Here is a 23,623-nt window from a genome sequence, read left to right as displayed (position 1 = left end):
GCAGAAGAAAATAAAGTCGCATTTCGATGAGTTCTATGATATAATTTTCCTAAACAGGCATACAGGAACCTGACATAATAGGAAAAGGAGAATATTAGCAATGGGAAATATAGTTTTTGATGATTCCAGGGCAGCAGGATTTGTATCAGCAGAAGAGATGGATAACATGAAAGCCACAGTACTGTGTGCGAAGGAAGTGCTGATGAACAAAACTGGTGCAGGTAACGATTTCTTGGGGTGGATTGATCTACCGGTCAATTATGATAAAAAAGAATTCCAGGAAATAAAGGCGGCAGCAGAAAAAATTCAGAGTGATTCTGATGTACTGCTTGTTGTCGGGATCGGCGGCTCTTATCTTGGTGCAAGAGCAGCGATCGAATTTTTATCCCACAGCTTTTATAACGTATTACCAAAAGGAAAGCGTAAAACTCCGGAGATTTATTTCGTCGGCAACAGCATCAGCAGCAAGTATATACAGGATTTAAAGGACGTGCTGGAAGGAAAAGATTTCTCCGTTAATATTATATCCAAATCCGGTACGACCACAGAGCCTGCAATTGCATTCCGTGTATTTAAGGATCTGCTGATCGAAAAGTATGGACGTGAAGAGGCAAATAAAAGGATTTATGCCACCACGGATAAGGCGAAGGGTGCGTTAAAGAATTTAGCGGACCAGGAAGGTTATCAGACGTTTGTAGTTCCGGATGATGTGGGAGGACGTTTCTCAGTGCTTACGGCAGTCGGCCTTCTTCCGATTGCGGTATCAGGTGCTGATATTGATAAATTGATGGAAGGCGCGGCAGCAGCCAGAGAGGAGGCGGTAAACGCTCCTTATGAGTCAAACGGTGCTCTCCGCTATGCGGCGGTCCGCAACATCCTCTTAAGAAAAGGAAAAGCTGTCGAGATCGTGGCTAATTATGAGCCAAGCCTACATTATGTTTCCGAGTGGTGGAAACAGCTGTTTGGAGAAAGCGAAGGAAAGGATCAGAGAGGTATTTTTCCGGCAGCAGTGGATTTGACCACAGATCTGCACTCTATGGGACAGTTTATTCAGGATGGGTCCCGAATTATGTTTGAAACTGTATTAAACGTAGAAGAATCTCCGGCAGAGATCCTTTTAAAGGAAGAAGAGGTTGATACAGACGGAATGAATTATCTGGCGGGAAAGAGCGTGGACTTCGTAAACAAGAGCGCGATGAATGGAACGATTCTGGCGCACAGTGACGGAGATGTCCCGAATCTGATGGTTAACATTCCGGGTCAGGACGAATTCAGCCTGGGACAGCTGTTTTACTTCTTTGAATATGCCTGTGGTGTAAGCGGCTATATTCTGGGAGTGAATCCATTCAACCAGCCGGGGGTGGAAAGCTATAAAAAGAATATGTTTGCTCTGCTTGGAAAACCCGGGTTTGAGAAGGAGAGAGAAGCGCTTTTAAAGAGATTATAATATGCTTTAGAATATAAAAAAGTCCTGCCATGTAAGTGGAGGACTTTTTTAATACCAGTAAGTATTATTCTTCTATAATCTGTATCTCCAGAAAATCAAAATCGATGGGTTCCATAAAGTTATCCTGAGTAAATCGTGCTTTTGAATGAATTTTAAATTCCTTAACGGTAGAATCAAGCCATATGGGCTTTCCAAGATCAAACTGATAACAGATCTCCTCCAGTGACTGAAAGACCATGGAAGTCCTGGACAGACTGTAATCGGAGATGCAGATGACTGTATCCTTAACGATCCGGGTGTTGTTAATTAATTTTGCCCACATACGAAACATAATGATTTTCCCTTCTATCTGACAAATTTCGGTTAAACGGCAGTATTTTTCTGAAACGATTATAGCATTATGTGCAGGAATATGGCAAGGATGAAATACAGGACATTGTAAAACCAATCAACCTATGATAAAATTGTGAGAGGAAAAACCGAAGGAGGAAGACAAAAGATGGCACAGCCTATAGAAGATCAGGTTGGATTTCTTGGAGAGGCATGCAGAGCCGTTCAGGAACTATCGGTAAGCAGGAGTTTGCTGGAGAAATACCGTCTGGAAGAAAAGAGTCTTTTAAGAGAACTGGAAGCAGAGAGAAAGGCTGTGACCGATGCCATCAGCCTTACGGTGAAAAAGAGGATTCAGGAGATTAACGATACCTATGACGGGGAGATCGCTAAGGAACAGGACCATTTAAAGCGCTTAAGGAACAAGCGGGAGAAAGCGAAAACCCAGGGAGTAAAGGAACGGATTGAAGAAGAGACTCAGGAGCTTAAGGACAAAAACAGGGAGCTGTTTGCTGAGTTAAAATCTGTTTTTAAACGGGATCATGTCCCTTCTTACTGTAGAAGCACGTGGTATTATGCACTGTTTTTTACCAGGGGATTTTCTGAATTTATCATACTTCTTTTTACTGCGTTCATTTTCTTTCTTGCCATTCCCTGTGGTATCTATTTTCTGATACCTGAAAGAAAAGCATTTTATCTGGCAGGTATCTATTTTGTCTCCATTTTGCTTTTTGGAGGAATTTATATACTGATTAATAACCGGACACGGGTCAGACATCCGGAGGCGTTAAAAAAAGGAAGAGCGATTAAAAATTCTATAAAGTCTAATCGGAGAAAGCTTCGTTCCATTGTACGTTCCATAAAAAAGGACCGGAATGAGACCGTCTATAATCTGGAGCGGTTCGATGACGAGATTGCTAAGACAGAACAGGATCTTGCGGATATTGCAGACAAGAAGCAGGATGCGTTAAATACATTTGATAAGGTGACAAGTACCATTATTTCCGATGAGATCGCCAGCAGCAAGAGAGAGAAGATTTCACAGCTTGAGAAAGAGCATGAAGACGCGGTTATAAACTGGAAGGAAGCGCAGATACGGGTTAAGGAACAGACGCTGTTTATCAATGATAATTATGCTTCTTATATCGGATCTGAATTTATGATCCCGGAAAAGCTTGACCAACTGGCTGATATCATACGAATGGGAAGGGCTTCAACCATCAGTGAGGCCAAGGAAATTTATAATAGCATAAAAGACTAAATGAAGGTACAGGAACCTGCCGGGGCAAATGGCAGGCCTGTACTTTTTTTGCATTTTTCTAAAGGAATGGGGTGAATAATTCCAGGAAACCCGGCTTATAATAGAACAGAGAAAAATAAGGACAGCAGGGCAGTATATTATGAAATTATGGGAAAGAATTGCGATCCGGGGAAATCGGGATGTTTTTTATTACGACACCAGGCAGACCTTTGAAGCAGAGGAGTTTGCGTCCAGACTTTACAACATGATATGCTCGGAGCAGGAGAATGGGAAATCGGCAGGTGTGCTGTTTTTATGTATTGGCACCGACCGTTCCACGGGAGACAGCCTTGGGCCCTTAATTGGTTATAAGCTAAATGAAATGGGACTGGAACATCTGGAGATACTGGGTACATTAGAGCGTCCGGTTCATGCCATGAATTTAGAAACCTATCAGACTATTTTAAAACTGCGATACCCCAATCATGTGGTGGTGGCAGTGGATGCTTCGGTTGGAAATATAGAGCATATTGGTTTTGTTACCCTTGGAAAAGGAGCGTTAAAACCCGGCCTTGGAGTGAGCAAGGAGCTTCGGGCTGTTGGGGATATATTCATCACAGGTATTGTGGGAAGCTGTGGAAATTACGATCCGCTTATGCTTCAGAGTATCCGGCTTTCTGTTGTCATGCGCATGGCAGACTGCATTAGCAGCAGCATCTGTATTGTCGAAAAGTTATGGGAAAATACGTACTTTCTTTGACACGTTTTTCAAATACCATATGCTATGATTCATTGGATTAAATAGAATAGCGGGGTGATCCAATGGGTGAATTATACAATCCTTTCCCAAAGCTGCCGAAAAATATCAGACAGATTGGGGAAAGGGATGAAATCGTAAAATTATATGTAGAGGATTATGTTAACACATATTTAAAGCGTCTGTACCCTGTAAGCGGACAAAGACTGCGGGTCGGACTTCTGTTAGGCAGTATGGAATTGAATGACGGTACTCCATATATCTTCATTGACGGAGCGCTTGAGATGGAGGATGTGACGGAGGAAGGCCGGAAGGTGTCTTTTACAGAGCTGTCATGGAAAAGAGCATCCCAAAATATGGAACAGCTTTTTCCCAAACGGTCCATACAGGGCTGGTTTCTATGTGGAAGTCCGGGAGATGATTTAAGTCCTCTAAATTACTGGAAGCAGCATATGCAGTATTTTGGAGGTCCCAACAAACTAATGTATCTAAGCTGTGGAACAGAAGGAGATGAAACAGTTTATGTAACCTCAGAGGATGGCTTTTACAAGCTTCAGGGGTACAGTATCTATTATGAACGCAATCAGATGATGCAGGACTATATGGTACTGCGAAAGGATGTAAAACGTATCGAAACCGATACAAATGATAAGGTAATTGAAGAATTCCGCAAGCGAATGGGCGAGAATAAGGAAGAAGCAGCGGACAGGCATCAGACTGTCGGACTTCTCCGGGGCATGTGCATGGCCATGTCAGTCGTCATATTAGCTGGCGGAATTGTTATGTTTAACAACTATGAACAGATGGACAGTATGGAGAGCGTGGTGGTATCTGCAATTCCTGCCAAAGCAGAAAAACTCCTGCTGGGTGATAAGGCTCAGCAAAAAGACGGAAAAAAGGAATCCGGAGTTATATTAGAAGAAGCAGATGGAGAGGTTTATCCAACTTCTGCAGTCAATAAGGAGACGATGTCCGAAACCATGCCGGAAACTTCGCAGGCGCAGACTGCGGCCCAGGCTGGGGAATCAGCCGGAGAGACAGCTGCAGTGAAAGAAACTGCGGCCGCAGCCCAAAAGATTACAGAAGAAACAGTGACACAGGCAGCCAAGACTGAGACTTCTCCTGCGACGGAGGCTGCAGCAGCCGAAGGCCAGCGGACGCATACAGTGGTAGAAGGGGAAACGCTGTATGGAATCTGCATTGCCGAATACAAAAATGTCAATAAATTAAAGGAAATATGTGAGCTGAATGGGCTGGAGGACGAAAATAAGATAGTTGCGGGTCAGAAATTGCGTCTTCCATAGAAAAACTTAATGCGTTTCTCTCTGATTTGATGTATACTACTATTATATATGGGCATTTTTAGGAGAAACTGCATGAGCGATATGAACTCTATGAACAGAGAGATAAAGAAAGACCAGCTGCGGCGTCAGATTGTCCCGGCTTCACCGCAAAAGGACGAGGACAGTAATGAAATCATAAAAAGAGCCCGCACCAAGGTGAAAAAGAAAAAATTAAAGATTTTTCTGGTGGTGTTTTTTATCCTGTCTGCAGCGGCAGTCAGTCTGTATACATATTTTAAATACTGTCAGTATACTGGATACAGTGTCATCTGGGAAAAGTCGCTGAATGAGGGAAGCTATGTAGGATATTTAAATTTCGGCAGCAACGTGCTGAAATACAGCAAAGATGGGGCTTCGTATATAGATGCTGAGGGAAAAGAGATATGGATACAAAGCTATGAGATGAAATCACCGGTTGCCAGTGTAAACGGTCCCTACGCGGTTATTGCGGACCAGCAGGGTAATTCCATCTATATCTTTGATAAGACAGGAAATACCGGAGTGGCTAATACAGTGCTGCCCATTATAAAGGCTTCTGTATCTGCTCACGGTGTGGTGGCGGCAATCTTAGAAGACACTACCTCCAATTATGTTTATTTTTATAAGCGGGATGGAAGCTCTCTGGATGTGAAGATCAAGGCTCTTTTAGGAGGCGATTCCGGTTATCCGGTAGATATCAGTTTATCTCCTGATGGAACACAGCTGATCGGGTCCTATGCATTTTTAAAGAATGGAACCATGAATGGAAGGGTTGCTTTTCATAACTTTGCAGAAATTGGGAAAAGCGTACCGGACCGGCTTGTGGGGGGATTTGATGAACCTTATGAGTCAACACTTGTAGCACAGGTCAGATTTCTTGATGATACATATTCCTGCGCATTTGCAGATAACGGTATTTCATTTTATTCCACAAAGAATGCGCTTTCTCCGGAACTGATTAAGCAGGTGCCTGTAGAGGCGGAGATTAAAAGTGTATTTTATTCGGACAAGTATGTGGGAATGATTCTGGACAACCCTGAAGGGGAAAATCCTTATAAGCTTAATGTATATAAATCCAATGGGAATCCGGTATTTACCAGTGGTTTCCAATATCAGTATACGCATGCCGATATTGACGGAAACCTGGTAATTTTGTATAATGAAGACTCTTGCAGAGTCTATAATATGTCAGGAAGGCTTAAGTTTTCCGGTACATTTGATTTTCCCATATCGAAAATCCGAAACGGCAGATTTCCCAATACTCTGATCGTGACAGGACCCCAAAACATGAAAGAAATAAGATTACAAATAGGAGGACAATACCAATGAGCAACATCGATACTATGTCAATTAATGCAATCCGCATCCTTTCTGCCGATGCAATCCAGAAAGCCAACTCCGGACATCCGGGACTTCCATTAGGCTGTGCCTCTGCTGCATATGAATTATGGGCAAATCACATGAACCATAATCCGGCAGACCCAACATGGGCCAACAGAGACCGCTTTGTTTTATCCGGAGGTCATGGATCCATGCTTTTGTATTCTCTGCTCCATCTGTTCGGATACGGTAATTTATCCAAAGAGGATGTGATGAATTTCCGCCAGCTCGGTTCTAAAACTCCGGGACATCCGGAATATGGCCATACGGTTGGTGTTGAAGCAACCACAGGCCCTCTTGGTGCTGGTATGGGTATGGCAGTCGGTATGGCAATTGCCGAGAGCCATCTTGCTGCGGTATTTAACAAGGACAATTATCCTGTGGTTGATCATTACACCTATGTTATGGGCGGAGACGGCTGCATGATGGAAGGAATTTCCTCCGAAGTATTTTCTCTTGCAGGAACTCTCGGTCTGGGAAAATTAATTGTTTTTTATGATTCCAATAAAATTTCCATTGAGGGAAGTACAGATATCGCATTTAGAGAGAATGTACAGAAGCGTATGGAAGCATTTGGTTTTCAGACTATTACGGTTGAAGATGGAAACGATTTAGAGGCTATCGGCCGTGCAATCGAGGATGCAAAGGCTGATACCGAACATCCGTCCTTCATCACCATAAAGACCCAGATTGGGTATGGCTGTCCTGCAAAGCAGGGAAAAGCAAGTGCTCACGGAGAGCCTCTGGGTGCAGACAATATCACTGCATTAAAAGAAAACCTGGGCTGGCCTTCTATGGAGCCGTTCTATGTTCCGGAGGAAGTTTACAGCCATTATAGAAAGCTTGCTGAGGAAAAGGCTGAAACAGAGGCGGCATGGAATGTGATGTTCGCTGCTTACTGCCAGGAGTATCCTGACATGGAAGAACTGTGGAATGCTTATCACGATCCGGATGCAGGAGAAAAATCCATTGAGGCATGCGCTGATTTCTGGAAAAAACCTGAAAAAGCAGATGCTACCAGAAATTTATCCGGACAGATTTTAAACAGAATTAAGACATATATGCCAAACTTAATCGGCGGTTCTGCAGATTTAGCACCATCTAATAAGACTAATATGTCGGATATGGGAGATTACAGCAAGGAAAACCCAGGCGGCAGAAACATGCATTTTGGAGTCCGGGAACTTGGAATGACAGCGATTGGAAACGGTATGATGCTTCACGGCGGACTTCGTACCTATGTGTCTACTTTCTTTGTTTTCAGTGATTATACCAAGCCAATGGCACGTCTTTCCGCTTTGATGGGAGTGCCGTTATCCTTTGTATTTACTCACGACAGTATTGGTGTTGGCGAAGACGGACCGACACATGAGCCAATCGAGCAGCTTGCCATGTTACGGGCATTGCCGAATTTCCATGTATTCCGTCCCTGTGATGAGACAGAGACAGAAGCAGCATGGTACTCTGCACTGACCTCCAAAAAGACACCGACTGCTCTGGTTCTTACAAGACAGAATCTGACTCCTATGCCTGGAAGCAGCAAAGAGGCATTAAAGGGAGGCTATATAATTGACGACTGTGAAGGAACACCGGATCTGATTCTCATTGCAAGCGGATCGGAAGTGGAACTGTCCGTAAAGGCAAAAGCTCTTCTTTCTGACAGAAAAGTCCGCGTAGTTTCCATGCCATGTATGGATTTATTTGAGGAACAGAGCGAAGCGTATAAGGAATCCGTACTTCCAAAGGCAGTAAGAAAACGTGTGGCAGTGGAAGCGTTAAGCGATTTTGGCTGGGGTAAATATGTAGGCCTTGACGGCGCTTATGTGACCATGACCGGGTTTGGAGCCAGCGGACCGGCAAATCTGTTATTTGACCATTTTGGATTTACGCCTGAGCATGTAGCGGAAGTGGCAAAATCCTTATAATTATACTTCGGCTGTGATACAAAAGCATAAAGGAGCGTATCTGGACATGGGAAAAAAGTGTGTTGGCATAGATGTGGGAGGAACATCTGTTAAGATCGGAATATTTGAAACAACAGGGGAACTTCTTCATAAGTGGGAGGTTGGAAGCAGAACGGAAGAGAACGGAAGATACATTCTGGATGATGTATCTGCTTCCATTCTGGAGACACTTAAGAAGCGTAATATCTCTCTTGATGAGATCAAAGGCATAGGAATGGGAGTTCCAGGCCCGGTTATGCCTGACGGATATGTGGAGGTCTGCGTTAATTTAGGCTGGCGTGATTTATATCCGGGAAGAGAACTGAGCAGCAGGCTGGACGGAATTCCGGTGCTCTGCGGAAATGATGCCAATGTAGCAGCTCTGGGCGAGATGTGGCAGGGCGGAGGAAAAGGCTTCGAAGACATTGTAATGGTCACTCTGGGCACAGGCGTGGGCGGAGGCGTAATCCTCGGACAGAAGATCATTTCCGGCAAACATGGACTGGCAGGGGAAATTGGTCATATCCATATCCGGGATGAAGAGACGGAGCATTGTAACTGCGGCGGTGTAGGCTGCGTGGAGCAGATTGCAAGCGCCACTGGAATTGCAAGAGAAGCAAGGCGGAAAATGGCTTCTACGGACATTCCTTCTGTTTTACGGGACTTCGGAGATGAAGTAACTGCAAAGGAAGTGCTGGATGCAGCAAAGGCTGGAGATGAACTGGCAAAGTCTGTTATGGATACAGTTGGTCATTATCTCGGTCTTACTCTGGCTCAGATTTCCATGGTCATAGACCCGGAAGTATTTGTTATAGGCGGTGGAGTATCAAAGGCAGGACAATTTCTCATTGATGAGATCTTCCGCCATTATGATGCTTTTACTCCTATATCAAAAAGCAAGAGTAAAATTGTTCTTGCAACACTGGGGAATGATGCCGGTATCTACGGGGCGGCAAGACTGATTCTTGACTGATGATTATTCATATATTTATAATGTGAAATTGAATATGTCAATAAAAGACCTCGTTTCCCAAAATCTGGAAATGAGGTCTTTTAAGGTAAAAGTATTTTGATACCATTATTGGCTTCTTTTTGATAAATTTAATAGAGACAGACCATAAAATAAAGCGGCTGTGCATACCAGAATGAATACACTGAGCCACCATGAGATAACAGAGTCACCAAAGCGGAAGGTAACTCCCATATACTCTTTAAATTCATTCAAATAACTTGCTGGTATATCTGAAAATGAAGCCTTCATGGCATCCTCCATAAGTACCTGGCGTAAGAGCGAAGCGGCGTGGGATACAGGAAACAATTTTATGACAATTTGTACGGATTTAGGCAGGGCTCCTATGGGGAGATAAATGCCTGTTAAAAATCCAATTAAAGTACCTATTATTGTACTGGCAGTGCTGAATGCGCTGTGGCTTTTAAAAAAGGAAACAATAAAGCAGACCATAGAAGTATTTGTTGCGGTTGTGAAAATTACCAGTAATATGACTTTTAAGAGCACAATAGGCGTCATCCACCCTCCCCCACGGAATACAATATAAATTTCCGACACAAAAACCGTAATGATTGATATTATTACACCTATTAAAAATGCACTGCCAATATATCCCATTGTGATCTGGCTGCTTTTAATTGGTGCAGAGTAAAAATCCTTGTTGATCTTACGGACTTTATCGTCAATCATAATGCCAAATGCCCCCATAGTTGTTGTGATGGACGCTACTGCAAGAAGCCCTGCTGCAAGCCAGGTATTCATTAAATAATTCGTGCCTTTTATATCCTGCATGGAGTTATCCAGCCATACATCGCCTAAAAACACTGCGTATAATGCGATAATGATTAAAATCGCAAGCAGGGAGAATAATACTGCGCTTCTATCACGAAAAAAGACTTTTAAGTTCCGTTTTATTAATATATTCATTTCTTTAATTCCCTCCCCATAATACCAATAAAAGCATCATCCATAGTACCTTGTAAAACCTGAAAACTGCTGATGCAGGATTTGCATTTTTCCAATACAGGCAAAGCTTTCATTGTATCAGTCAGATTTATTACAAACTCACCTGCTGATATGGTAAAGTCAAGCTTAAAATCCAGCAGGATCTGACGTAAGGCGCATTCATCTGATACAGACAGCCTTAAGCGATCGGTGGCATACTTTGTTTTTAATTCAACTGGTGTACCCTTTGCTGCGATTTCTCCGTGGTCCAGTACAATTACATAGTCCGATTCAGCAGCTTCTTCCATATAGTGGGTTGTAAGAAAAACTGTCATTCCGGTTTTTTTCTGAAGCAGTTTAATTGCATTCCAGATGCTTTTTCGCGTTTGCGGATCCAGGCCGGTTGTGGGTTCATCAAGGAAAAGTATTTTAGGTGTGTTAATCAATGCCCGCGCAATGTCCGCTCTGCGCCGCTGTCCTCCTGAAAGCTTACCATAGGGGCGATCAATAAATTCACATAATTCGGTTGCCTGAGCAGCCTCGTAGACAGCTTTTTGAATCATGGCTCTGTCCGATTGATAGAATTCTGCTCTAATGATGAGGTTTTCCCGCACAGTAAGCAGCGGGTCCAGCACACTGTCCTGGAAGACGACACCAATTATATTTCTTATAGATTGTCTGTCACGGCAAAGATCTAGCCCATCTATGGTAACTTCGCCGCTGTTATAACTCATTAATGTGCATAAGATATCGATTGTGGTTGATTTACCTGCACCATTCGTACCGAGAAATGAAAAAAGTTTCCCACGTTCAACGTAAAAATTAATATTTTTTACGGCAGATAGATTCGAATAACTTTTTTGTAAATTTGATACTTCAATAATTTTATCCATTTTTAATCACCTCTTTCGGTTATCACTGTAACAGAACAATACAATGCAGGCAATAGGTTAAAAAGTATGCTGCGATTACGGCGAGGTAAGATGTAAAAAAAAGATGGTAAGCTGTTAATAGCCTGCCATCTTTATAGATATATTCTATTGTGAGCGGTAACGCTCTCTAAGTCGGTGATTTAACTTGTCTGCCAATTTTTGATCTTGATATTTGCAAGTAAAAAAAACCATAATGTATACAAATAGAAAAAGCAAAACGAATGTCAGAACCTCTTTGGTGTGGTTAAGACTGATCCAGTCCCAAATGCAGGCAAAATACAAAACTACGGATAAAAGTACTGGCAGGTGTATTGATTTACGAATGTACATCTGCTTTTTGCTGAGTTCCTTACCCGAGTAAAAAAGAAGATATGGAAGATCACTGACAAAAGCCATCACTAGTATTCCACCAATGTCATGCAGGGAAAAGCTGGCATCCGGATAAAATATCAGGCAAAATACGTACATAGAAGCAATAATCCCTGTTACTATTATGAAAAAGGAACGAAACATTGTTTTTAACAAATTTTCTGCATTCATGCTGACGCCTCCTATATTCCCAGTATTTTTTTTAAATCGCTTACATACTGACGAGAAATAATAATTTTTTCGTTATTGGCAAGAGTCGCTTCAAAGCGTCCGCTTAGCGCGGGACTCAGCGTTTTAATTTTGCTTAAATTAAGTAGTACCGATTTTGATACCCGCAGAAAGTCACTTTTTGAAAGAAAGCTTTCTAATTCATATAATTTTTGTTTTGATTCAAGCACCTTATCTTTACAATATAGGAAAGTTTTATTATCAACAACTTCGATGTAATAGATCTCTTTCGGCTGAAGACGGTGAATATTATTTCCATCGTAAGCAATAAGTGCATCATGTAATTTAATCATAGCCAGTAATTGAATCAACTCGTCAGTCATCTCCCGGCATTTAATAATTATTTGGTCTTCTTCCCCATCGCGTGATTCCTCAATGACAATTTTCAACTTATTTCACCTGCCTGCAGATTTAGATTATATAACCATAATTGTAGCATAAAGGCATCAGTATTACTATCAGAATTCCCATAATACTCCATCTAATGGACATACGTTTGATTTTCATCATTTGCTCTGGACGGAAATATTCTCACTAAGAGCACGTTAGCAGCTGCCAACGCTTATTTACAATTTACTAAATTATGATATAATGGGAATACTTCACAAAGGATGAATCCTTGTAAAATGAGGAGACCCCGGCTGCCAGGCAGTCGGGGCAATTATGAAAAATCTATGTGCAATTTGACTATTTAAGCGTTTTTGTTTGTTTGATTTCTATACAATTAGTATAAAAAATACATGTGAACACAATATGAACGCTGTGTAAACAGATTATGAAATAAAGGAGGAAGGCATGGAAGAGAACCGTAGAAACAGAAAAACAATTGTGATTGGACATAAAAATCCGGATACAGATTCGATCTGTTCAGCTGTCTGTTATGCCAATTTAAAAAGGCTGCTGACGAAAGAAGATTATCAGCCGGGCAGAGCTGGGCAGGTAAATGAAGAAACCCAGTTTGTACTTAATTATTTTGGGGTGGAACCTCCGGAACTGATTGAGAATGTGAAGACTCAGGTGCTGGATATTGAGATAAGGGAGACCCGTGGAGTAAAGAAAAACCTTTCCTTGAAAAATGCGTGGAATATAATGCAGGAGGCCAATGTTGTGACCATTCCTGCCGTGACTGATGACGGAATGTTAGAGGGTCTTATTACGGTAGGTGATATTGCCAAATCCTATATGAACGTATATGACAGCAGCATTCTTTCCAAAGCCAATACTCAGTATGCAAATATTGTGGAGACTCTGGAAGGAAACATGGTAGTCGGCGATACAGGGGATTATTTTAATAATGGTAAGGTATTAATTGCCGCTGCCAATCCCGACATGATGGAATACTATATTGCCAAAGGTGATCTGGTTATTTTGGGAAACCGTTACGAATCCCAGCTTTGTGCCATTGAGATGGAGGCTGCCTGTATTATTGTGTGTGAAGGGGCAGCAGTATCCATGACGATAAAGAAACTGGCACAGGAACGCGGCTGTGCAGTCATGACAACTCCTTATGATACTTATACCGCTGCCCGTCTTGTAAATCAGAGTATTCCCATCAGTTATTTTATGAAGACAGACGGACTGATTACCTTTGAAGTGGAAGATTACATTGAAGACATAAAGGATGTGATGGCAAGCAAGCGCCACCGCGATTTTCCTGTACTTGATAAGAATGGAAAGTATAAAGGAATGATTTCCCGCCGGAACCTCCTTGGTGCAAAAGGGAAACGTCTGATACTGGTTGACCATAACGAACGGTCCCAGGCTGTTGAGGGAATGGAAAGTGCTGAGGTTCTGGAGATTATTGACCATCACAGACTGGGAACTGTGGAAACCATAGCTCCTGTCTTCTTCCGCAACCAGCCGGTTGGGTGCACGGCAACGATTATATACCAGATGTATCAGGAAAATCATACAGAGATTGAACCAAAAATTGCCGGTTTATTATGCAGCGCGATCATTTCCGATACTCTGCTGTTTCGTTCTCCCACCTGCACAGAAGCGGATAAGAAAGCTGCTCTGAGCCTTGCCGAGATTGCCGGAATCCAGGTGGAAAAGTATGCTTCATCCATGTTTGCGGCAGGAAGCAACTTAAAAGGAAAGACAGACGGAGAGATATTCTATCAGGACTTTAAGAAGTTTACATTTGGAAAGGTGAATTTTGGAGTGGGACAGATCAGTTCCTTAAACTCCAAAGAGCTGGATGAATTAAAAGAGAGAATGCTTCCCTATATGAAAAAGGCGAGAGAGGAGCATGGGGTAGACATGATGTTTTTCATGCTGACCAATATTCTCACGGAATCTACAGAACTTCTCTGTGAGGGACAGGGTGCAAAACAGATGATTACAACAGCGTTCCGGGCAGAAGATGCACAGGAAAACGGAAAAGACCATCTGGTAAGTCTCCCGGGTGTTGTATCCAGAAAAAAACAGCTGATTCCCGGAATTATGCTGGCAGTGCAGGAATAATGGGAGGCAGGATTCATGAAAGATAAGATTAACAGAGAATCCGGACAGGCAAAGACATCCGGTAAGACAGACTGGAAGCCTGGAAATATGCTTTATCCCGTGCCTGCAGTAATGGTGAGCTGTATGCGTCAGGGAGAAAAGCCCAATATTATTACAATAGCCTGGGCCGGGACGATCTGTTCTTCTCCTGCCATGCTGTCAGTTTCAATCAGGCGTGAGCGCTATTCCTACGATATTATAAAGGAAACGGGTGAGTTTGCACTAAATCTGGTGACGGCAGATCTGGTGCGTGCAGCGGATTACTGCGGCGTGAAATCAGGAAGAGACGTGGATAAATTTGCTGATATGAAATTGACTCCCTGTTCCTTAACCAATATCGGCGCTCCCGGAATAGCAGAAAGTCCCGTGATTCTCTCCTGCAAGGTTACGGAGATTAAACCGCTTGGAAGTCATGATCTGTTTCTGGCTGAGGTAGTTGGCGTGACGGTAGACAGCCGGTATATGGATGAGCAGAATAAATTTCATTTAAATCAGTCTAAGCTGATTACCTATTCCCATGGTGAATATTTTGAACTGGGAAAAAAGGTGGGCAGCTTTGGTTATTCGGTCAGAAAGCCGGAGAAGAAGTCAAAGGACAGGAGGAAAAGGAAATGAGAAGGAACCAGAATCTTGATAACATTACCTTAATCGGGATGCCGGCATCAGGGAAGAGCACGGTAGGCGTTCTTTTGGCAAAGCGTCTTGGTTATTCCTTTGTTGACGTGGATATCGTGATTCAGGAGCAGGAAGGAAGGCTGTTAAAAGAGATTATTGCCGAGGAAGGACTGGAAGGTTTTCTTGATGTGGAGAACCGGGTGAATGCAGAACTTTCCGTCCACAACAGCGTCATTGCTCCGGGCGGAAGCGTCATCTACGGAAAGGAAGCCATGGAGCATTTAAAGAAGATCAGTACAGTGGTTTACTTAAAACTCAGCTATGAAGCAGTAGAGGAACGGCTGGGGAATTTAACTGACCGGGGGGTTGTGCTGAAAGATGGAATGACATTAAAGGATCTGTATGAGGAACGGATTCCTTATTATGAAAAATATGCGGATATTACCGTTGATGAGACCGGAGTTGATGCGGGTGGTATCGTGGATATTCTAAGAAACATGTTGGAAGAACGTTTCGGACTGGAAACGTAAGGGAATGAAAGCAAGACGTTGAATTGATAAGATTCTGCGTCTTATTTTATTTGTACCAGCATATTTATATAGAAAAAGTGCCGGTATTATTGTTCTATTTAGGAGATAACCTAATTATATAAAGTAAGTGATTGAAATATTAACTTATTGATTTTATTATATGGAACGAAGCTGGAAAACTATTGACAAATATGGGAAAATATCATAAAGTTATAGAAAATTAAGACTAAGGCGTCTGAACAGGAAATAATTCTGCCAGATGCCTTTGTTTTTTTAAATTTAATAGAATTGGGAGGTAGTTAAATGAAGAAAGCCATGAAAAAAATGGTATCACTGGGGATTTCAGGACTAATGGTCTGGTCTTTAACCGCTTGTGGAAATTCCAAGCCCGCGGCGCCAGCATCAGGCACAACCCAGGCTGCTGCTCAGACAGAGGCGGCAACAGCAGCAAAAGGAAATGCATTAAACGTACATATTGATGTGGAGGTCGCTTCCATGGATCCCCAGATTGCTACCGATGGGACCTCATTTGAGGTGATAGCGGATACCACGGATGGTCTTTATGAGCTGGATGCAGACGGAAATCCAGTTCCGGCACTGGCAGAGAGTGTGGATAAGAGTGCAGATGGACTGACGCTTACCTATCATTTAAGAGACGCAAAATGGTCCAATGGAACGCCTGTTACTGCTAAGGATTTTGTATTTGCGTGGAGAAGGGCAGTTAATCCGGTAACAGCAAGTGAATACGCTTTTATTGTAGGAATCGCAGGCATAAAGAATGCGGATGCAGTCTCCTCGGGAGAAAAACCTTTGGAAGAGCTGGGAGTGACTGCGGTTGATGACAAAACACTGAAAGTAGAGCTTGACGTTCCGGTACCGTTTTTTGAATCTCTGATGGCTTTCCCAACTTTCTATCCGGTAAATGAAGAATTTTTCACCAAGTGCGGCGACCAGTATGCAAGCACACCCGATACGCTGCTGTCAAACGGACCATTTAAAATTACAGCCTATGAACCGGCAGCTACTACCATCACGCTGGAGAAAAATCCGGATTACTGGGATGCAGATAAGGTAAAGCTTGAGGGAATCAATTATCAGGTTATTAAGGATTCCCAGCAGGCAATGCTTGCATATCAGAACGGAGATTTAGACTTAGTCACACTTTCCGGTGAGCAGGTGGAGCAGTTCCAGGCAGATCCGGAATTTAAGAATATCATGGCAGGTTATTTATGGTATATGTCACCTAATACCAAAGTGGCAGGTCTTGAGAATCTCAATTTAAGAAAGGCTTTATCACTCTGTTTTGACAAAGAGGCGGTTTGTGCAAATATTTTAAAGGATGGTTCTATACCTGCATACTTCGCAGTACCAACTCTTCTGGCAACTGGTCCTGATGGAAAGGATTACCGGGAGGATGCAGGCAGCAATTACTTTAAAACGGATAAGGCAGAAGCTTTAAAATACTGGGAAGAAGCGAAAAAAGAACTGGGAGTGGAGAGCCTGACCTACACCATGATTGTTGAGGATACGGAATCTGCCATCAATGTGGCACAGTTCCTTCAGTCAGAGATTCAGACTACACTTCCCGGAATCACCATTAACTTAGAGCAGATGCCTAAGAAAAACCGTGTAGAGCGTATGCAGGCAGGTGAATTTGAGATTGGTCTTACCCGCTGGGGACCGGACTATGCAGACCCCATGACCTATCTTGATATGTGGATTACCGACAGCCCAAACAACTATGGATTCTGGTCTAATGAAGAATATGATTCGATTATCCAGTCTGCCAAAAAAGGGGAACTTGCACTTGATCCAGCAGCAAGATGGAAAGCTTTAATCGGTGCAGAAAAAATTGTTTGCGACAATGCAGTTATTTTCCCGGTTTACCAGAAGGGAAATGCTGTGATGCAGAAGGCCGGAGTTGAGGGTGTGGAATTCCACTCTATCGCAATCAACCGTTATTTTAAGAATACAACTAAGAAATAAGACTTTGCAGGTTTTATATTCTGGCTGCCGGAGGGGTTGCAGGCCTTGCCTGTTATTCCTCTGGCTGCTTAAATTGGGAGGGTAACGTTTGTGAAACGATATATTGTAAAGAGAATCTGCATTTCAGCGGCAACTTTGCTGGCGATCCTGCTTATTTTGTTCCTTATGCTGGAGCTGATGCCGGGTTCCCCGTTCAATGATGAAAAACTGACCCAGTCTCAGGTAGCGCTGCTGAATGCCAAATACGGCCTGGATAAACCGGTATTCATACGGTTCCTTAACTATGTAAAAAATATGCTTTCCGGTGACTTTGGAGTATCCTATACCATTTCGAAGAATACATCAATTACCACACTTTTAGCATCCAGACTTCCCATTTCAATCAGAATCGGAGGGCAGGCAGTTTTACTTGGAACTATAGTGGGACTGGTATTGGGACTCATAGCAGCTTTGAAGCATAATACTATTTTTGATACCATGACAACGGTTATATCTGTTCTTGGTGTCAGTCTTCCTTCTTATGTGTTTGCACTGGGGCTGTCTTATACTCTTGGTTATCATTTTAAATGGTTTCCTCTATTGTATCAGCAGCAGGAAGCAGTGAAATCCTCCGTTCTTCCTACCATATCCTTAGCCATGTTTACTGTGGCAACAGTGGCCAGGTTTACCAGAACGGAAATGCTGGAAGTCCTGGGATCCGATTATATGCTGCTTGCAGAGAGCAAAGGACTTCCCGGCTGGCGGCTCATACTGATTCATGGGTTAAGAAATGCGCTTATTCCTATTGTTACAGTTCTGGCACCTCTTGTTGTCAGCCTGATGACCGGTTCTCTGGTAGTGGAGAAGATATTCTCCATTCCGGGAATCGGAAGCCTTCTGGTTACGGCCATCCAGTCCAATGATTATAATGTGATCGTAACCCTGGCATTTATATATAGTGCCATGTATATCGGAATCATGCTTGCTGTGGATATTTTATATGGTCTCATTGATCCGCGGATCAGGCTGGCAAAGGAGGATGACTATGAGCAGTCATAATAAGGAAGCAGTATCTCTTGATTTTAAGCCGGATGACTTTTTGCTGGCAGAAAACCACAGCATAGGAATTGACCGGGTTTATCCGGCACAGTCTTACTGGAAAGATGTCATTTCGTCCTTTTTGAAGAATAGGGGAGCGGCAGCTGGGTTTATTGCTATTGTTTTTGTCGTTTTCATGGCCATTGCCGGTCCTTATATGAACGGTTATACATACAATGAACAGATTATAGCAAACCAGAATCTAGCTCCCAGAGTTCCGGTTCTGGAACGGTGGGGGATTATGGATGGTTCAGAAACCATGAGTACCTCCACGGGTAAAGTTACTGTGAACCGGTATGCAGATCCTAAAAAAACCACCGGGCTGGAAAATACTTATTACTGGTTTGGTACGGATGTACTGGGTAGAGATATATTTACCAGGACATTTATGGGTACCAGAATTTCTCTCTATATCGCATTGGTTGCCGTTCTTGTTGATATGTGCTTTGGCATGAGTTACGGTCTGATCAGCGGATATTTCGGAGGTGCAGTGGATAATGCCATGCAGCGGTTTGCAGAAATTTTAAATGGGATTCCCACCCTTGTCATTGTGACGCTCCTCATGCTGGTGTTGAAACCGGGGCTTGCTACCATCACGCTGGCACTTGCCATCACAGGCTGGATTGGTATGAACAGGGTAGCAAGGGCCCAGGTGCTGAAGCTGAAGGAACAAGAGTTTATACTCGCTTCCAGAACATTAGGAGCGGGAGATTTCTACCTGATTTTTAAAGAAATACTTCCCAACATTTTTGGTCAGCTGATCATTATGTCCATGTTTTCCATTCCAAATGCGATTTTTACGGAGGCATTCCTGGCGTTTATCGGCCTGGGTGTTCCGGCACCGTTAGCTTCGCTTGGTTCACTGATCAGCGATGCATTTAAATCCTTTACTACTCATCCATATATGATCATATCGCCGGTGGTGGTTCTGGCAGTTATTATGCTCAGTTTTAACATGCTGGCAGATGGACTGAGAGATGCGTTTGATCCCAAAATGAAAGAGATGTAGGAGGCAGATTATGAACAAAGATAAGGTTTTGTCAATCAGAGATTTATCTATCTCTTTTCAGACCTCTGCCGGTGAAGTAAATGCGATCAGGGGAGTCAATCTGGATTTATATCAGGGGGAAACGCTTGCTATAGTTGGGGAATCAGGCTCTGGCAAATCAGTGACTGTGAAGGCGATTATGGGAATATTGAGCGGAAACGGAAAAATAAAAAGCGGCACAATTGACTTTACTTCCCGTAAGAAGGGGGAGGAGATGAGAGAGAATCTGCTGACATTCAGCAAGAAGGAGATGCGCCGCCGTATAAATGGAAGGCGGATTGCAATGGTTTTTCAGGATCCCATGACTTCCTTAAATCCCACCATGCCGATTGGTAATCAGATTATGGAGGGAATGCGTTATCATTACAAAACCAATAAAAAGGAAGCGTATGAAAAGGCGGTAAGGCTTCTTGATCTGGTAGGGATTACAGAGCCGGAAAAGCGAATGAAAAGCTATCCCCATCAGCTTTCTGGTGGAATGAGGCAGAGAGTCGTAATTGCAATTGCCCTGTCCTGTGATCCGGAGGTTTTGATCTGTGATGAACCAACTACTGCTTTAGATGTGACCATTCAGGCTAAGATCCTGGAGCTGATTAAAGAGATTCAGAAAAAGACGGGAATCTCTGTCATCTATATCACCCATGATTTGGGAGTTGTAGCAAAAGTGGCTGATTATGTGGCGGTTATGTATGCGGGAAAAGTGGTGGAAAAAGGACTTTCAGAAGAGATCTTTTATGATCCTAAACACCCTTATACCTGGGGATTATTATCTGCCATGCCGGATTTAAATACGGATGACGAGGTGCTGTACACCATTCCCGGAAGTCCCTTTAATTTGTTAAATAAAACAGAGGGTGACGCATTTGCAGAAAGAAACCGGTTTGCATTAAATATAGATTACCGTCTTGAGCCTCCAATGTTTCAGGTTACGGATACTCATTATGCTGCTACCTGGCTTCTTCATGAAAATGCACCCGCTGTGCCAATGCCGGAGGCATTACAGGAAAGGATTAAAAGGATGCGGGAGGAGGTGGATTTAAGTGGAGGAGAATAAAAATCCATTACTGGATGTCAGAGATTTAAAGCAGCATTTTAAGCTTGGCAGGAAGTTTTCCATAAAAGCAGTAGATGGGGTATCTTTCCGTATTTATCCTGGAGAAACCTACGGTCTGGTGGGAGAGTCGGGAAGTGGAAAATCCACCATCGGAAGATCTGTGATTCGTCTGTATGAGCCAACTTCCGGAGAGGTCTGGTTTCAGGGGTCTAAAATATCCGGAAAACTCTCCGCCGAAGAGACAAAGCATCTAAGAACCAATATGCAGATGATCTTTCAGGATCCAATGGCATGTTTGAATCCCAGAAAAAAAATCCTGGATATCGTTGCTCAGGGGATTGATATTCACCACATGTATTCCACCCCGGAGGAAAGGGAGGAAAAGGTATACCGGATTCTTGATATGGTGGGCCTTTCCAGGGAACATGCCAATCGTTATCCCCATCAGTTTTCAGGAGGTCAGAGACAGCGGATCGGGATTGCAAGAGCTCTTATTATGGAACCAGAACTGATTATTGCTGATGAGGCCATCAGTGCACTGGATGTTTCCATTCAGGCGCAGGTAGTGAACTTAATGAAAGAGCTTCAGAAGCAGACGAAGACAGCCATATTATTTATCGCTCACGATTTATCCATGGTAAAATATATTTCAGACAGAATCGGAGTTCTCCATCTGGGACATATGGTGGAAACGGGAACAACAGAAGAGATATTTTCCAGACCGATCCACCCCTATACCAGATCCCTATTGTCTGCCATTCCAAAACCGGATCCTGTATCAGAACGAAGCCGGACGTCGTTTACCTATGACTTAAAAGGAATGGGAATCGATTATCTGGCAGGTTCGGAACATCATATAGGCGGGCAGCATTTTGTCCTTGGTACAGATGCAGAGGTGGAACGGTGGAAGGCGGGAGACTTTTTGCAGAAATAGGGAAAGAGGGTATGGCTCATAATCTGACTGAGCATACCCTCTTTTCTATTGTAGTGCGTTTATTAGTCTTTTAACTGAAACTGTCTCATCAGTGATTTTAGCATTTGAGCCTGACCTGCCATCTCCTCACTTGCAGCCGCACTTTCTTCCGAAGTGGCGGAATTGGTCTGAACCACGCTTGCAATCTGGTCAATACCCTGCGTAACCTGGGTAACTGCAGTTGCCTGCTGTTCAGTGGCGGTGGAAATCTGGTAAACAAGTTTAGCTACGGTCTGGGAGGACACGACGATACGATCCATGGATTCCTTAGTTTCTTTGGCAATGTGATTGCCGGATTCAATGGAATCCAGCGCCCGTTCAATCAGTGCAGCAGTATTCTGGGAGGCTTCCTGACTCTTGTTGGCAAGATTACGTACCTCATCTGCAACCACAGCAAAGCCTTTGCCTGCATCACCGGCTCTTGCGGCCTCTACGGCTGCGTTCAATGCCAGAATATTAGTCTGGAAAGCAATGTCTTCAATCGTCTTTATAACCTTGCTGATTTCAGAAGAAGCTTCGCTGATGGTATCCATTGCAGAATTCAAATGCTCCATCCGCGTTTTTCCAAATTCCACCTCTGCAGAGGTAGTTTCCACCTGAGTATTTGCCTCTTTTGCATTCTCAGCATTCTGATTGATGTTGCTTGAGATATCATTGATCGTTGCCGCCAGTTCCTGAATGGAGGAAGCCTGTTCTGTGGCACCCTGACTGAGAGCCTGGGCGCTGTCTGCCACTTGATCAGCACCGCTTGCTACCTGATCGGAAGCCTGGGTAATTTTAATCATGACATCATTAAGGGAATCAGTAAGGTTCTCAATGGATATCTGAACTTCACGGAATGCTCCTTTAAATTCTTCCGGATCGTGAGGAATATTAAAGTCTCCGTCAGCCATTTGCTGTGTTGTAACGGAAATATAGTTCATGTAGTAGGAGATTCTATCCATCATGGTTCTCATGCTTTCGGCAAGATGTCCCAGCTCATCGTTAGAAGTATATTCCAGATGACAGTTTAAATTACCCTGCGCCATCTTATCGGCCACGTCTTTTAATTCAACAATCGGCTTGATAATTCCGCGGGTGATATAGATCGCAATTAATATGGAAATTACAATGGAACCCAGTATGATAATGACCATGATTACGATAAAAACATTGGTCTGTAATTCCAGCTGGTTTGATTTTGCGATACCGTCATTGGATTTATTCGCCAGCATGGTATTGATGGTGTTGGCGATATCAGCTGCGAGAGGAGCTGCCTGACTGCGGAAGGTAGCCATGGCTTCCTGTGTGGATTTACCGGCAAGCTCTAAAGTATTGCTTCGAATACCTTCGTATTTTTTCATCTTCTCAGCCAGCTGGCTGTAGAGTTCTTTCTCGGCGGGAGTCTTCATACGGCTCTCCACCTGCTTCATCGACTGGTTAATGGTGTTAATCTGTGTGTCTAAAATCTGCTTCTGTTTTTCCGTTTCAGATGCATCCTCTGAAAAGATTATGTATAAAATTGTTGCACGATGTGCCTGAAATGCCTGCCCGAGGCTTCCGATATCTCCCTGTGCAAAGCCATAATCCTGGAGTTCAATACTATACTCCTTATTAACTTTGTGGATGAGCAGGATTCCTATGGTTCCTGCAAGACCAGAAAATAATACCACAATAAGAAATGTAAGCAATAACCGTTTACCAACTTTTAATTTTTTCATCATGTGTTTTCCCTTCTTTACCTTTGTTTTTTTTATATACCTCTACTCCATAAAAAAACTCAAATTCACTGTAAAATAATCCCCAATATAACAACATTATATAACAATGGTAAGAATTAGTAATATCCAATATATGGTATTATTGCAATATTATAATTGCTTTACTGACAATAGTCAAGAACAGAACTTTGCCAGGCATAAGAGGGTAAATGTCAGCTGCTCCAAAACCCTGC

21 protein-coding genes are annotated in these 23,623 nt (G+C 43.1%); 15 read left to right on the top strand and 6 right to left on the bottom strand.

Annotated elements, in window-relative coordinates; translation table 11 throughout:
• Positions 1–100: 100 nt before the first annotated feature.
• Complete coding sequence (locus tag V7D18_RS07595; RefSeq protein WP_426153017.1) at positions 101–1,447, top strand: glucose-6-phosphate isomerase; 1,347 nt, start codon at positions 101–103, stop codon at positions 1,445–1,447.
• A 64-nt stretch (positions 1,448–1,511) separates the two neighbouring features.
• On the opposite strand, the gene V7D18_RS07590 is transcribed toward V7D18_RS07595, so the two are convergent.
• The gene (locus V7D18_RS07590) at positions 1,512–1,778 is read right to left on the bottom strand and encodes a hypothetical protein (RefSeq protein WP_117418508.1); all 267 of its coding nucleotides are present in this window, start codon (positions 1,776–1,778) and stop codon (positions 1,512–1,514) included.
• Positions 1,779–1,946: 168 nt separating this feature from the next.
• On the opposite strand from V7D18_RS07590, the gene V7D18_RS07585 reads away from it, so the two are divergent.
• The 6 genes from V7D18_RS07585 to V7D18_RS07560 all read left to right on the top strand — a co-directional run bounded on the left by V7D18_RS07585 (position 1,947) and on the right by V7D18_RS07560 (position 9,392).
• Positions 1,947–3,038, top strand: a complete 1,092-nt coding sequence (locus tag V7D18_RS07585; protein ID WP_426153015.1) for a hypothetical protein — start codon at positions 1,947–1,949, stop codon at positions 3,036–3,038.
• A gap of 139 nt (positions 3,039–3,177) precedes the next feature.
• Complete coding sequence (gene yyaC, locus V7D18_RS07580; protein WP_426153013.1) at positions 3,178–3,777, top strand: spore protease YyaC; 600 nt, start codon at positions 3,178–3,180, stop codon at positions 3,775–3,777.
• A gap of 62 nt (positions 3,778–3,839) precedes the next feature.
• Positions 3,840–5,078, top strand: coding sequence for a LysM peptidoglycan-binding domain-containing protein (locus V7D18_RS07575; protein ID WP_426153011.1), 1,239 nt, complete (start codon positions 3,840–3,842; stop codon positions 5,076–5,078).
• A gap of 72 nt (positions 5,079–5,150) precedes the next feature.
• On the top strand, positions 5,151–6,425 hold the full coding sequence (locus tag V7D18_RS07570; protein ID WP_426153009.1) for a DUF5711 family protein: 1,275 nt from the start codon (positions 5,151–5,153) through the stop codon (positions 6,423–6,425).
• Complete coding sequence (gene tkt, locus V7D18_RS07565) at positions 6,422–8,401, top strand: transketolase (protein ID WP_426153007.1); 1,980 nt, start codon at positions 6,422–6,424, stop codon at positions 8,399–8,401. Before V7D18_RS07570 ends, tkt begins: the two co-directional genes overlap by 4 nt.
• Before the next feature lie 46 nt (positions 8,402–8,447).
• Complete coding sequence (locus V7D18_RS07560) at positions 8,448–9,392, top strand: ROK family glucokinase (RefSeq protein WP_426153005.1); 945 nt, start codon at positions 8,448–8,450, stop codon at positions 9,390–9,392.
• A gap of 105 nt (positions 9,393–9,497) precedes the next feature.
• Here the strand turns inward: V7D18_RS07560 and V7D18_RS07555 are convergent, their stop codons facing one another.
• From V7D18_RS07555 to V7D18_RS07540, 4 genes are all read right to left on the bottom strand, one after another.
• Positions 9,498–10,355, bottom strand: a complete 858-nt coding sequence (locus V7D18_RS07555; RefSeq protein WP_426153003.1) for an ABC transporter permease — start codon at positions 10,353–10,355, stop codon at positions 9,498–9,500.
• Positions 10,352–11,266: an ATP-binding cassette domain-containing protein gene (locus V7D18_RS07550; protein WP_426153001.1), complete on the bottom strand. Its 915-nt coding sequence runs from the start codon at positions 11,264–11,266 to the stop codon at positions 10,352–10,354. The genes V7D18_RS07555 and V7D18_RS07550 overlap by 4 nt, the downstream gene beginning before the upstream one ends.
• A gap of 144 nt (positions 11,267–11,410) precedes the next feature.
• Positions 11,411–11,845, bottom strand: a complete 435-nt coding sequence (locus V7D18_RS07545) for a DUF3021 family protein (protein WP_426152999.1) — start codon at positions 11,843–11,845, stop codon at positions 11,411–11,413.
• A gap of 11 nt (positions 11,846–11,856) precedes the next feature.
• Complete coding sequence (locus V7D18_RS07540; RefSeq protein WP_426152997.1) at positions 11,857–12,291, bottom strand: LytTR family DNA-binding domain-containing protein; 435 nt, start codon at positions 12,289–12,291, stop codon at positions 11,857–11,859.
• Positions 12,292–12,697: 406 nt separating this feature from the next.
• Between V7D18_RS07540 and V7D18_RS07535 the strand changes: the two genes are divergently transcribed.
• The 8 genes from V7D18_RS07535 (at position 12,698) to V7D18_RS07500 (ending at position 21,651) form a co-directional block, all read left to right on the top strand.
• Positions 12,698–14,368 (top strand): putative manganese-dependent inorganic diphosphatase, encoded by a 1,671-nt coding sequence (locus V7D18_RS07535; RefSeq protein ID WP_426152995.1) that lies wholly within the window; start codon positions 12,698–12,700, stop codon positions 14,366–14,368.
• Between the two features lie 15 nt (positions 14,369–14,383).
• A complete protein-coding gene (locus V7D18_RS07530; RefSeq protein ID WP_426152993.1) occupies positions 14,384–15,022 on the top strand; it encodes a flavin reductase family protein in 639 nt (212 codons plus the stop codon).
• The gene (locus V7D18_RS07525) at positions 15,019–15,552 is read left to right on the top strand and encodes a shikimate kinase (protein ID WP_426152991.1); all 534 of its coding nucleotides are present in this window, start codon (positions 15,019–15,021) and stop codon (positions 15,550–15,552) included. The genes V7D18_RS07530 and V7D18_RS07525 overlap by 4 nt, the downstream gene beginning before the upstream one ends.
• 303 nt (positions 15,553–15,855) lie before the next feature.
• Positions 15,856–17,538, top strand: coding sequence for a peptide ABC transporter substrate-binding protein (locus tag V7D18_RS07520; RefSeq protein WP_426152989.1), 1,683 nt, complete (start codon positions 15,856–15,858; stop codon positions 17,536–17,538).
• 90 nt (positions 17,539–17,628) lie between these two features.
• Entirely contained in the window at positions 17,629–18,576 is a 948-nt protein-coding gene (locus V7D18_RS07515) for an ABC transporter permease (RefSeq protein ID WP_426152987.1), read from the top strand.
• The gene (locus V7D18_RS07510) at positions 18,563–19,624 is read left to right on the top strand and encodes an ABC transporter permease (RefSeq protein WP_426152985.1); all 1,062 of its coding nucleotides are present in this window, start codon (positions 18,563–18,565) and stop codon (positions 19,622–19,624) included. The genes V7D18_RS07515 and V7D18_RS07510 overlap by 14 nt, the downstream gene beginning before the upstream one ends.
• Positions 19,625–19,634: 10 nt before the next feature.
• Positions 19,635–20,717: an ABC transporter ATP-binding protein gene (locus V7D18_RS07505; RefSeq protein WP_426152983.1), complete on the top strand. Its 1,083-nt coding sequence runs from the start codon at positions 19,635–19,637 to the stop codon at positions 20,715–20,717.
• Positions 20,704–21,651, top strand: a complete 948-nt coding sequence (locus V7D18_RS07500) for an ABC transporter ATP-binding protein (RefSeq protein WP_426152981.1) — start codon at positions 20,704–20,706, stop codon at positions 21,649–21,651. Before V7D18_RS07505 ends, V7D18_RS07500 begins: the two co-directional genes overlap by 14 nt.
• Before the next feature lie 62 nt (positions 21,652–21,713).
• On the opposite strand, the gene V7D18_RS07495 is transcribed toward V7D18_RS07500, so the two are convergent.
• The gene (locus tag V7D18_RS07495) at positions 21,714–23,393 is read right to left on the bottom strand and encodes a methyl-accepting chemotaxis protein (RefSeq protein ID WP_426152979.1); all 1,680 of its coding nucleotides are present in this window, start codon (positions 23,391–23,393) and stop codon (positions 21,714–21,716) included.
• Positions 23,394–23,623 lie beyond the last annotated feature (230 nt).

Source organism: Lacrimispora sp. 38-1, assembly GCF_049890855.1.
Lineage (GTDB): Bacteria > Bacillota > Clostridia > Lachnospirales > Lachnospiraceae > Lacrimispora.
This window is presented reverse-complemented; position numbering and strand designations above follow the sequence as displayed.